General features: G+C 39.8%; 10 protein-coding genes and 1 other annotated feature. Of the genes, 3 read left to right on the top strand and 7 right to left on the bottom strand.

Going from position 1 to position 12,038, the window contains the following annotated elements:
- Positions 1–90: 90 nt before the first annotated feature.
- Genes thrC through thrA form a run of 3 tightly spaced genes read right to left on the bottom strand, consistent with a single transcriptional unit; the run spans position 91 to position 4,778 of the window.
- The gene (gene thrC / locus AACV01_RS03600) at positions 91–1,383 is read right to left on the bottom strand and encodes a threonine synthase (protein ID WP_046335271.1); all 1,293 of its coding nucleotides are present in this window, start codon (positions 1,381–1,383) and stop codon (positions 91–93) included.
- Between the two features lie 3 nt (positions 1,384–1,386).
- A complete protein-coding gene (thrB, locus tag AACV01_RS03605; protein WP_041700933.1) occupies positions 1,387–2,316 on the bottom strand; it encodes a homoserine kinase in 930 nt (309 codons plus the stop codon).
- Positions 2,317–2,318: 2 nt separating this feature from the next.
- The gene (thrA, locus tag AACV01_RS03610; RefSeq protein ID WP_004245224.1) at positions 2,319–4,778 is read right to left on the bottom strand and encodes a bifunctional aspartate kinase/homoserine dehydrogenase I; all 2,460 of its coding nucleotides are present in this window, start codon (positions 4,776–4,778) and stop codon (positions 2,319–2,321) included.
- 21 nt (positions 4,779–4,799) lie between these two features.
- Positions 4,800–4,918, bottom strand: a sequence feature (Thr leader region).
- Between the two features lie 678 nt (positions 4,919–5,596).
- Here thrA and arcA point away from each other — a divergent pair.
- Complete coding sequence (gene arcA, locus AACV01_RS03615; protein ID WP_004245226.1) at positions 5,597–6,313, top strand: two-component system response regulator ArcA; 717 nt, start codon at positions 5,597–5,599, stop codon at positions 6,311–6,313.
- A gap of 183 nt (positions 6,314–6,496) precedes the next feature.
- Here the strand turns inward: arcA and creA are convergent, their stop codons facing one another.
- Positions 6,497–6,973, bottom strand: coding sequence for a protein CreA (gene creA / locus AACV01_RS03620; protein WP_004248955.1), 477 nt, complete (start codon positions 6,971–6,973; stop codon positions 6,497–6,499).
- Positions 6,974–7,174: 201 nt separating this feature from the next.
- On the opposite strand from creA, the gene robA reads away from it, so the two are divergent.
- On the top strand, positions 7,175–8,077 hold the full coding sequence (gene robA / locus AACV01_RS03625; RefSeq protein ID WP_012368859.1) for an MDR efflux pump AcrAB transcriptional activator RobA: 903 nt from the start codon (positions 7,175–7,177) through the stop codon (positions 8,075–8,077).
- A gap of 43 nt (positions 8,078–8,120) precedes the next feature.
- Here the strand turns inward: robA and gpmB are convergent, their stop codons facing one another.
- Positions 8,121–8,768 carry a 2,3-diphosphoglycerate-dependent phosphoglycerate mutase GpmB gene (gene gpmB, locus AACV01_RS03630; RefSeq protein ID WP_004245229.1) on the bottom strand — a complete coding sequence of 216 codons (648 nt, stop codon included), beginning with the start codon at positions 8,766–8,768 and terminating at the stop codon, positions 8,121–8,123.
- A 51-nt stretch (positions 8,769–8,819) separates the two neighbouring features.
- Between gpmB and yjjX the strand changes: the two genes are divergently transcribed.
- A complete protein-coding gene (gene yjjX, locus AACV01_RS03635) occupies positions 8,820–9,359 on the top strand; it encodes an inosine/xanthosine triphosphatase (RefSeq protein WP_004248953.1) in 540 nt (179 codons plus the stop codon).
- Between the two features lie 89 nt (positions 9,360–9,448).
- On the opposite strand, the gene trpR is transcribed toward yjjX, so the two are convergent.
- Together trpR and sltY are read right to left on the bottom strand one after the other, a co-directional pair.
- The gene (gene trpR, locus AACV01_RS03640) at positions 9,449–9,760 is read right to left on the bottom strand and encodes a trp operon repressor (RefSeq protein WP_004248952.1); all 312 of its coding nucleotides are present in this window, start codon (positions 9,758–9,760) and stop codon (positions 9,449–9,451) included.
- Between the two features lie 101 nt (positions 9,761–9,861).
- Complete coding sequence (sltY, locus tag AACV01_RS03645; RefSeq protein WP_012368858.1) at positions 9,862–11,781, bottom strand: murein transglycosylase; 1,920 nt, start codon at positions 11,779–11,781, stop codon at positions 9,862–9,864.
- Between the last annotated feature and the right edge of the window lie 257 nt (positions 11,782–12,038).

Below are 12,038 nucleotides of genomic sequence, written 5' to 3' on the forward strand. Positions count from 1 at the left end.
GGATATAAAATTATTTAAAACAATAAAAAAGCTCACCCTTATAGTGAGCTTTTTAATAAAAATAAAATTAATTAATATAAATAATTATATTTATTTAGGTGCTCGTTCTAACAAAAATGCTCTTAATTGAGAAAAATCCGCCGGTAAAAGATGCGATAGTAATTTTTTATCAGCACGCTCAGCTAATTCTTTTGGTAAAGGTAATGTATCACCTAAAATACGTTCGACATTTTCTTTAAATTTCGCCGGATGAGCTGTACCTAAAAATACCCCATATTCTCCTTCTTGTAGCTCATCACGTAATAGACGATAAGCAACCGCCGCATGAGGCTCTGAAATATAGCCTTTTTGTGCCAGTTCACGTACAGTTTCTTCCGTCGTTTCATCGCTCACAGCCCCATGCGAAAGATCAGACAACAGCCAACCTTTGCGACGATATAACTCTTCAATACGAGGCCAATTATTAGGCTGGCTAACATCCATCGCATTTGAAAGTGTTGCTATTGTCCGATGTGGTTCCCATTTACCACTATCTAAATAACGAGGAACGGTATCATTCACATTGGTCGCTGCAATAAAGCGTTTAACAGGCAATCCCATAGATTTAGCCAGTAATCCTGCAGTGAGATCACCAAAATTACCACTTGGTACAGAAATGACTAATTGTTGACGTTTTTCAGCTGGAATTTGTGCAACCGCTTCAAAGTAATAGCAGATTTGTGCCAGTAGGCGGCTAATATTAATCGAGTTAGCCGAGTTTAAATGCATGGTGTTCTTTAAATATTCATCATCAAATGCCTGTTTGACTAATGCTTGGCAAGCATCAAAGTCATCTTGAATAGCAACAGTATGAATATTCTCCCCTAATGTGCAAAATAGCTTTTCTTGTAATGGGCTGATTTTTCCTTGTGGATAGAGGATCACGACCTGGACATTATCTAGCTTATAGAAAGCATGAGCGACCGCTGCTCCTGTATCACCCGATGTCGCCGTTAATATTGTAACAGGCTGGTCACCCGCGACTTCTGATAACATTTGAGCCATAAAACGGCCACCAAAGTCTTTAAAAGCCAGTGTCGGTCCGTGGAAGAGTTCAAGACAACTAATATCCTCTTCTATTTGTGTCACTGGCGCAGGAAAAGCAAATGCCGTATTCACACGTTTTGCTAACACATCAGCAGGAATTTCATCACCGATAAAAGCACTTAAAATACAGCTACTGCGTGTTGCAAAGTCTAATTTTAATAGCGCATCAATTTCTGCTTGAGAAAATGAAGGCAAGTCTTTGGGAAAGAAGAGTCCTTGCTGTTTTCCTAAACCTTGTTTAACCGCTTGAGCAAAGCTGACTTGTTCTTGGTTATCTTTTAAATTATATAATTTCATTACTTACCCTATCTCTCTTGCGCCACGAGTATCTAAACGGCAGATGTGTACAAAGCCTTCATCGTTTTGTACATAATGTTGTTGTAACCATTGCGCCACATCTTGGGCAATAGCCAATGAATCAGTAATAGAAAACAGCGTTGGCCCTGAGCCTGAAATACCGCATGCAAGCGCGCCTTTTTGTAATGCAGCCTCTCTCGCTTTATCAAAACCAGGGAGCAACTGTGTTCGATAGGGCTCTGCAATCACATCTTTCATTAAGCTTGCGGCAAGTTTTGGTTGTTGTGTATGACAAGCATGAATAAATCCAGATAAATAACGACCATGATTAATAATATCAGCTTTATCGTATTGTTTAGGGAGGATAGCCCTTGCTTGTGCCGTTGAGACTTTGATCCCCGGATAAGCCATCACCCAATACCAATCGTCAAAAGCTGGCACAGACTGACAAATAATGTCGTTTTGTTCCAAAATAAGTTGTAGACCACCTAAATAACATGGCGCGACATTATCGTAGTGCACACTACCGGAAATACGGCCTTCCAGCTCTCCCATCATTAATAATAAGTGGCTTTCACTAAATGGTTTATGAGCAAATTCGTTTAATGCAACGAGTGCAGCCACAACAGAACAAGCACTTGATCCTAATCCTGAGCCTATCGGCATGTTTTTTTCAAGTGTCATCGAGACAGGTAATTGTTTACCTAATTTTTCACAAAATAGCTCCCAACATTGATAAACAATATTTTGCTTAGCATCAGAAGGTAATTTACTAACAAAGCGCCCTTTGCTGTGAAGTTGAAATTCTTGCGCCGCTTCAACGGTTACGCAATCTCCTAATAATTGACCATCAATAGGCGAAACTGCGGCTCCTAACACATCAAAACCGACACTCACATTGCCAATTGACGCCGGTGCATAAACTTTAACCACCTTTAAACTCCTAATTTCCATGATAGTGTACGTAATACATCTGCAAATACCCCAGCAGCAGTGACATCATTTCCTGCACCATATCCACGTAAAACTAAAGGAATTGGTTGATAGTAGCGAGTGTAGAAGGCTAGCGCATTTTCACCATTTTTTACTTTAAAGAGAGGATCGTTAGCATCAACGGCCATTATTTTGACTTGGCATTTCCCCTCATTGATGATCCCCACATAACGTAATACCTTCGCTGACTTTTGGGCTTCTTCAACTTTAGCATCAAACTCAACATCTACTTGAGGTAAGCGGTTTAAAAAACTCTCGACATCACCTGTACTATCAAATGAACTAGGTAAAACAGGCTCTACATCAATATCACTCAACTCTAATTGATAGCCCGCTTCACGAGCGAGAATAAGCAGTTTACGAGCAACATCCATTCCCGAGAGATCATCTCTTGGATCTGGCTCTGTAAAGCCTTTTTCTTTCGCAGAAAGTGTCGCTTCAGACAAGCTTTTTCCTTCATCTAGCTGACCAAAAATATAAGAGAGTGAGCCAGAAAGAATACCATTAAATTGCACCAACTCATCGCCAGCATTAAGCAAGTTCTGTAAGTTTTCAATAACAGGTAAACCCGCACCAACATTAGTGTCATATAAGAATTTACGACGTGATGCTTCCGCTGATTGGCGAATTTGATGATAGTAATCCATCGACATCGTATTGGCTTTCTTATTAGGCGTAACAACGTTAAAGCCATTTTGTAAGAAATTGGCGTATTGCTGTGCAATCATTTCGTTTGAAGTGCAATCAACAATCACAGGATTGAGGAAGTGGTACTCTTTTTCTAAGCGAATAAGCTGACTAAAGCTAAAAGGCTCTTTAGCTGCTTGTAGCGCTTGTTGCCAATTATCTAAATCGATACCTTGCATATTGGTTAGCATCGCACGTGAATTGGCAATCCCACAAACACGTAGGTCGATATGTTTGTTTTTTAGCCATGCTTGTTGACGATGGATCTGCTCGATTAGCGCGCTGCCAACACCACCGACACCGACAATAAAGACTTCTACGATTTGGTTAGTGTTAAAGAGCATTTGGTGACATAAACGCACCGCATTCGTCGCTGCATCATTGGCAATAACTGCAGAGATAGAGCGTTCAGAAGAGCCTTGAGCAATAGCAACAATATTAATATTGCCTCGAGTTAAAGCAGAGAAGAAACGGGCTGAGATCCCTTTAAGGGTGCGCATACCATCACCGACAACCGAGATGATAGCAACATTGTTCATAATATCTAACGGATCAAGTACGCCATCTTTTAACTCTAGATAGAATTCTTCTGACAGTGCTTTTTGCGCTCTAATTAGCTCTTTTTGCGGTACACAAAAACTAATACTGTATTCAGATGAAGATTGAGTAATTAATACTACCGATATTCCTGCTCGCGACATCACGGAAAAGACACGAGCCGCCATACCCACCATTCCCTTCATACCCGGCCCTGATACATTGATCATTGCCATATTATTCAGGTTAGTGATCCCTTTTACCGGCGTGCTGTCATCTTTTTGACCATCACCAATTAACGTACCCGGTGCTTCTGGATTACCCGTATTTTTAATTAAACAAGGGATTTGAAATTGAGCAATAGGTGCAATAGTGCGTGGATGAAGGACTTTGGCACCAAAGTAAGAAAGTTCCATCGCCTCTTGATAGGACATGCCTTTTAATAGGTGTGCATCTGGGACGAGGCGTGGATCACAGGTGTAAACACCATCAACATCCGTCCAAATTTCACAACATTGTGCACGTAAACACGCGGCTAATACGGCGGCTGAATAATCTGAACCATTACGACCGAGAACCACAAGCTCATTTTTTTCATTACCGGCAGTGAAACCTGCCATCAAGATCATATGATCTTTCGGAATATTAAGGGCGGAAATACGGCGAGTTGATTCAGGAATATCCACTGTCGATTCGAGATAATGACCTTGAGCAAGGAGATTTTTAACCGGATCAATGACGGTAACGTTATATCCTCTAGCTTGTAACACCGACTCCATAATGGCAATCGAAAGCTTTTCACCACGACAAATCATCGCAGCATTGATGCTATCAGGACATTGCCCTAATAGGGAGATACCATGCAGGATATGTTTAATCTCAGCAAACTCACGCTCAACTTTGTCTTTTAAACCTTGGTAATCAAAACCAGGTTGATTTTCTCTTAAACCTTGCAATAGATTAGCGAAGATTTGCTCTGCTTCTCGTACTTGAGTGAGAGGTTCTTCTCCTTCTGCCGTTTTTTCAATCATTGCCACCAAGTAATTCGTTATCTTGGCAGGTGCTGATAATACCAGAGCGACTTGTCCCTGCTCTCGTTTTTTCTCAGCGATATCAGCAACATTCAGCACCCTTTCTGCATTGGCAACTGAAGTTCCCCCAAATTTTAACACTCGCATACAGCTCTCCTGATTTTTCGCCAAAAAAAAGCCCGCATTTCTCAATGCGGGCTTTTTCGTTTTTTGTTTTTTATATGCGACAGCCCGCCCCGCAATATAAAATTCCGGTGGTGGTGGTGGTAATAATTGTATTCATAGTCACTGGGCTGTAAGTACGCATAACAATCCTGTCTGTCTCAAAATTAGTTTGACCCTATACTGGTTAAAGCAAAGCGAGAGAGATGTCAAATTTTTTCTTTTCTATTGCCTCAATTTACCTACAATTTAAATAAAATTTATTCGAGCATTACTTATATTGTAGTATACATATTACTACTAATAAGGGGGAGTTACAGAAAATAACGCTACCATTTAAGAGTTACTTAGACATTTGTACTTTTACAAATAATAAGGTATTTTATTTCACTTCTTTTTTTGTAACAAAACTGGTAAAAAGATAAAATCTCACTATATTTAACATATATTTTTCTTTTGCATTACATAAATCAAATTATATAGTTAACTATTGAAATCAAGGTTAAGCTGTTATCTTGATTTTGATATGTGTCAACAAAAGTTAGCTTTTTAGATGGTATTTAATACAACAGGTGTTATATTGCTGTTAATAGACTATGGGCATTTTACATTCTGATTTTAACGTCCATTGTCAGTAAAATAGGTCATGTTTGTAATTAATAACGTGATGGTTATTTATCGAATTTTCATCTGGGTCTAATTTTGGCGTGCTAATAACAAAAATGAATAACCACACACCTTGCACACACAGAAGTTACACACAGATATCCTTTTTCTATTTTTGGTAATTTTAGGTAGCAAATATGCAAACCCCGCACATTCTGATTGTTGAAGATGAAGTAGTTACTCGTAATACCCTGAAAAGCATATTCGAAGCTGAAGGGTATATCGTACACGAAGCCACTGATGGCAACGAGATGCATAATATTCTGTCCGACCATGATATCAATCTGGTCATTATGGATATTAATCTTCCTGGTAAAAACGGTCTTCTATTAGCCCGTGAATTACGTGAACAGGTAAGTGTTGCATTAATGTTCCTAACAGGTCGTGATAATGAAGTTGATAAAATCTTAGGCCTTGAAATTGGTGCCGATGATTACATCACTAAACCATTTAATCCTCGTGAATTAACTATCCGTGCTCGTAACTTATTGTCACGCACTATGAATTTAGCGAATGGCACAGAAGAGCGTCGTTTAGTTGAAAGCTATAAATTTAATGGTTGGGAGCTAGATATTAATAGTCGCTCTCTTATTAGCCCTACAGGTGAACAGTATAAATTACCTCGTAGTGAGTTTCGTGCGATGTTACATTTCTGCGAAAACCCAGGAAAAATCCAAACTCGTGCAGAATTACTGAAAAAAATGACGGGTCGTGAATTAAAACCTCATGATCGTACTGTAGACGTTACCATTCGTCGTATTCGTAAACACTTTGAATCAACCCCTGATACACCTGAGATTATCGCCACTATCCATGGTGAAGGTTATCGTTTCTGTGGTGATTTAGACGAGTGATATCAGTGTTACCCTAGTAAAAAATAATGCTAAAAACCCCGGATTTCAGTTTCGGGGTTTTTCTTTATTAAAACATAAAAGATAAAAATTGATCTTAGCGACTATTTTAAATAGAAACTAATTTATCAACTAAAAAAATTTCTTACACTTAATCTTATTAATTTTGTTAATTAATTAAAAAAATTACTCTTTCCATGGCATGATGGGTACTGCACTAATGGCATTTTTCGGTGAGCCATCGATAACCTTATCAGAGTAAGTAAGATATATCAGTGCATGGCGGTTTTTATCGTAAAAACGCACCACTTGTAGCTTTTTAAAGACCAGTGACGTTCTTTTTTGAAAAACAACATCACCACGATTTTTACCTTTTAAGACTTTTTCGCTTAATTCGATTGGCCCTACTTGTTGGCAAGAAATAGCTGCATCGGCGGTATCTTCAGCAAGCCCTAAACTACCGGAAATGCCCCCTGTTTTAGCACGGCTTAAATAGCAAGTGACATTTTTGACTTCAGGATCATCAAAAGCTTCAATAACAATTTTATGATTGGCACCAAAAAACTTAAAAACCGTATCGACATAACCAATTTCTTCAGCTTTCACCATTATTGACATAGGAAGCAAGATAGAAAGTGCGAGTATCTTTTTGAAATTAAACATATTAAATTTATTCCATAAAAAGAAGAAAGAATGATTTTGTCTAGGATAAAGCAAACTTTTGTTAACTGGTAGAATAATTTGTATACATGACTCATTGAAAAAGACTATATTTCATCTTTATCTAACAATATAACTTGTTATAGACGTTCAGGCTATTTACCATCTACAGCATAAATAAACGAATATGACTAAGGGAGATGTATGGATCAAACCAACATCATACGTGATTTACTCGCTTGGCTTGACAATAATCTGGATCAGCCACTATCCCTCGATAATGTCGCAACTAAAGCGGGTTACTCTAAGTGGCACCTACAACGCATGTTTAAAGAAGTAACGGGGCAAGCGATTGGTTCTTATATTCGTTCGAGGCGTCTATCTCGCGCGGCTGTGGCATTGCGTTTAACAAGTCGTCCTATCTTAGATATCGCTTTACAATATCGTTTTGATTCTCAACAAACATTTACTCGCGCCTTTAAAAAGCAGTTTGATAGAACTCCAGCCCTATATCGCCGTTCTGATGAGTGGTGTGCTGTTGGTATTTGTCCTCCAATAAAATTAGATCCTCAGCCTTTGCCTAAATGGGAATATGTGCAATTACCGGAGATAAAATTGATTGGTATTGAACAAACTTGTAGCCATACACTAGAACAATGGGCCAATGCTTGTTCCGATATGCGTCAGACATTTTGGCAAAATTATATTACTAAGGTAAACACTATCCCTCATGAGGTTTATGGCTTGCACCATACGCAACACAGTGATGAGCATGAAGATGAACAGCGCGTTATCTACACCACCGCCGTTGAGCCTGCTTATGCGAGTTTTGTAGAAGATGATACTGCTTATGAAGTCATATTAGAGGCTGGCGATTATATTCGCTTTGACTTCGAGGGAGAGGCAAAACGAGGCGCCATGCAGGAGTTTTTATTCTTAATTTATGGTGTTTGCTTGCCAACCATGGGGCTTACTCGCCGTAAAGGACATGATATTGAAAAGTATTATCTTAAAGAAGTGCACTATGACAATGTGATGACCGCCGAGCCACAAGATCATATTAAGCGTTTTGAGTATTATATTCCCATTAAACGCGAAACGGCCTAACAATAAGACTCTCTTTTACAGCAAAGAGAGTCTGTTATTGTCATTAGCGCTGTACTTCATCAAGAGCGATATCAGTAAGATGACTCACATCCCCTGCTGTTTCGATTACCCATCCATTAGCGAGCCAAGGACTGTTTTGATAGTCCACTCGTGAAATTGAACAGTTACGTAGTCTTAAACGTCGTTCAGCGTAAGCAGGTAGGCCTAACACAGTACTTAGCAGGCAACCTAATGCAATACCGTGACTCACCAGTAAAGGACGGCTATGCTCTGGTAACGCCAAGCAACTGTTTAAAGCAGCCTGCATACGATTAGCTAATTCCACCATGGATTCTCCTTGGGGAATTCGTCCATCAGGTGTACCATCAATTAAACTCTTGCGCCAAGCTTCTTCTTGTGTATTTAATGTGGCGATCTCTCGCTGTTCAAGAACGCCCATATCAAGTTCACGCAAACGGGGATCCGTGATTACGTCACAGCGACAAGCTTGTGCAATAATCTCTGCCGTCTGACAAGTCCGGCCAAGATCACTAGAAATTATGTGGGTAATACCTGCTGATTTTACTCTTTCAGCAACTTGTTGTGCCTGTCGCACACCCATTGCTGTTAGTGGGCTATCAGATTGCCCTTGTATACGTCTCGCCACGTTCCACTCAGTTTCACCGTGGCGAACAAGATAGACCTGTAACATACATTTTTTCCGTTATACTGCTCTAATTTTTCAAAGGATGATTAACTCATTATGTATCATGTCATTGCAGCCACTACGAATCCAGCAAAAATCAACGCGATCAAACTCGCCTTTGAGCAAGTGTTCGGTAAAGATACCTTTGATATTGAAGATATTAATGTCGATAGCCGCGTTCCACAGCAACCTATTGGAAATACAGAAACGAGAACTGGCGCACGCCAACGTGTGATGGCCGCAAGACAAGTACGTCCAGAAGCTGACTTTTGGGTAGGTGTTGAAGCGGGTATTGAAGACGATATGACCTTTGCTTGGATTGTTATCGAACACGAGCAAATTCGCGGTGAATCTCGCTCAGCCAGTTTAATGCTACCGGAACAGATCTTAAAAGGTGTTCGTGAAGGTCGTGAACTTGGCGATGAAATGGCATTTTTAACCAAGATTGATAATATTAAGCAAAAAGGTGGCGCTATTGGTTATTTTACTGATGGTTTATTAAGTCGCACTTCTGTTTACCAACAAGCGATTGTATTAGCTTTAGTCCCCGTCACTCATGATATTTATAAACAACTTAACAAAAAAGATGATGAATGAGTGATTAAATAGTCCTCTTGTCGCTATTTTAGAAAAATGCCATTTAACCAACTGATTAAATGGCATTTTTATTTCTAACGAATAGGCAATTATTTTTTTATCATAAGCTCTTTTTCAAGCCATAATTTCACATCATGGGGTGCTGTTTTTAAACTATTAGAGCCTCTGGTAATAGTGGCGATGCCAACCCCTAATAGCTCTTTTAGCTCTCGCTGACTTAATTCCCCACGCATTAACTCTTGAACAATACGCACTCTTGTTGCTAATGCACTGCGCTCATCTGGCGTCATTAAAAGTTGTAAAACAGGAAATTCAACTCCCTGTTCAAACGCCTGGCGTAATAACTCAACAAAACGTACCCAGTGTTCATTCTCTTCTGGTGATAATGCAGGATCTAGCATAGTGGGAACCTCTTCTAGCCACACTCATAAACTAGTACAAACTATAGCATATTTTATCCTGTGACAAAGAGGTTCCATTAATAAATCGCTTAATTATCTCATTAATAACGACTATTCCACTCAGTTTGAGTTAATACCGGTTGTTGCTCTCCGGCAAAATAGCTATAAAACACCGCAAATGAGAGTACATTTTTAACATAACCGCGCGTTTCTGCGAAAGGAATGCTCTCAATAAAAGCAATAGCATCTAGTTGGCTATTAGCATCAGATAACCAACGGTCAACCCGTGCAGGACCTGCATTATAGGCAGCACTAGATAAAATACGGTTTTGATTAAAACGCTGATAAACAGAATCAAGATAAGCGGTACCAATTTCAATATTTTTAACCGGATCTGTCAGTTGCGCACTACTTGCATACCCGGTAATACCTGCTTGTTTTACCGTGAACTCTGCGGTTTTCGGCATCACTTGCATAAGACCCGTTGCCCCAGCTGAAGAGCGAGCTTGTGGGTTCCATGCACTTTCTTGGCGAGCGATCGCCATCGCATAATTGCGATCTATCGCTTTATCTTTCGTATATCGTTCAAATTCATTTTGCCATGCAAGTGGGAAGCGCTCTTCTAAATGGTTCCACATTTTACCAGTAATCGTTGCTTGTACTGCTAAGTCAGCCCATTGTTGCTCAAAAGCATAACGCGCTAGTTGAGATTGTGTGGTAGCAGGCTGGGTGGCAACATAATTTGCCCACTCAGTACGCGCTAAATTATCCATTTGCCAATACATTAATTCGCGTACTCGTTGCACTTCAGGTTGCTGTGGAATTGTGGGTGAAACACTTGGCGCTTTGTCTATTACCATAACATAAGGTTTACCTAGCTTTTCAGCCGCCACCATAGGATAAAAACCGCGATGTTGTGTTAGTTCTTGTAAAAGCGCTTGTGCTTCACTGTTTTTACCTTGCGATTGCAACACCATCGCTCGCCAATAACGCCACTCCTCTTTATTTTTACTTTCAGGTGATAATCTTTCTAACCATAAAGCTAATTCTGCGGGCTGATTTTGGCTTAACGCTAAACGCACACGACGCTCACGCAGGGTATCTGAAGCGGTATCTTGTATCACACTATCACGCCATTTAGCCTGCTCTGGTGTGGCATATGGCATATATTGCCAAGCGACCGTATCACGCATTAATTGGCGTTCAGCTGTCGTCATTTTTTGAGCTCTGGCAATACTATCAAGCTGTGCTCTTGCACTATCGGCATCTTTTCGCGCCCAACGTGAAAATGCGGCTTGTACAATATTACGCGTAAAATCTGTTGGTGAAAGTTGTGTGGCATAACGAGCAACCAGATTAGGGTGATCTTGTAGTTCAACAATGGCATCATTAATCGTTTGATAATCCATCGGCAATCGCTTAGCTAAATAAGTTGCTAACCCAGTATTACCACTTTTTATTGCTAAATTAATCCGCTCTAACACTAATTCAATGCTTAAATTTCCTGCTTTTTGCCACTCATCAAATAGCGGATCACAGCTTGAAGGCATAGAAGTACCGTTTAACCACGCTTCTTTTGCGCCAACCCACGCCGTTTGTTTATCCCCTGTCGCCCATTTAGCATAATAGTAGTTACACCTTGCTGCTTTAGGCTTAGGAGGATTAGGACTAAAAGTCAGTAAGTTTTGCCACTCTTGACGTTTTGCTAACTCATTAACAAACAAAGAAGGTAGTGCTTTCGCGGGTGGCAAAGTTGGATATTTTTCGACAAATTCAGTCACCACAGCCGGAGCGACCACATCAAGATTGTCGGTAATTTGGCGATATTCAAGATAGGGGTAAAGAGGATAATCTTGTAATGTCGGTAATAATTTTTCAACTTGTGCTGTATCTTTAGCATCCCAAGCTGCTTTAATTTCTTGGTAACGTGTTCGTTGTTCACTTAATGAATCTGCTTGTGCCCACGCAGAGAAACACAATGTACTAATTGCCAAGACGAAGGACCACTTTTGCTTAACCACGTTACCTCTCCCACCTCAAATTTAAACATCCAAAGAATAAATACATTAGCTAATATGATAATCATTAACAATGTTAGTTCCCTCTTTAAATGAAATTTTCCTCACTTTTCGAACAAGCACTCAAGGATGATAAAAACCTCTCTTTTACCTAAGGTTTTCTTTTATAAATCGGGTATACTGGCGACTTTCATCGTTTTCGGGTCTTTGGCAAAATACTGACATTGACTTTACTATTGTTCATTTAGGTGTCATATATT

Source organism: Proteus sp. G2609, assembly GCF_963896135.1.
GTDB lineage: Bacteria > Pseudomonadota > Gammaproteobacteria > Enterobacterales > Enterobacteriaceae > Proteus > Proteus mirabilis.

Bases quoted from the DNA above. Each gene is read 5' to 3' on its own strand.
- thrC (WP_046335271.1), bottom strand. From the start codon at position 1,383: ATGAAATTATATAATTTAAAAGATAACCAAGAACAAGTCAGCTTTGCT.
- thrA (WP_004245224.1), bottom strand. From the start codon at position 4,778: ATGCGAGTGTTAAAATTTGGGGGAACTTCAGTTGCCAATGCAGAAAGG.
- arcA (WP_004245226.1), top strand. From the start codon at position 5,597: ATGCAAACCCCGCACATTCTGATTGTTGAAGATGAAGTAGTTACTCGT.
- creA (WP_004248955.1), bottom strand. From the start codon at position 6,973: ATGTTTAATTTCAAAAAGATACTCGCACTTTCTATCTTGCTTCCTATG.
- robA (WP_012368859.1), top strand. From the start codon at position 7,175: ATGGATCAAACCAACATCATACGTGATTTACTCGCTTGGCTTGACAAT.
- gpmB (WP_004245229.1), bottom strand. From the start codon at position 8,768: ATGTTACAGGTCTATCTTGTTCGCCACGGTGAAACTGAGTGGAACGTG.
- yjjX (WP_004248953.1), top strand. From the start codon at position 8,820: ATGTATCATGTCATTGCAGCCACTACGAATCCAGCAAAAATCAACGCG.
- trpR (WP_004248952.1), bottom strand. From the start codon at position 9,760: ATGCTAGATCCTGCATTATCACCAGAAGAGAATGAACACTGGGTACGT.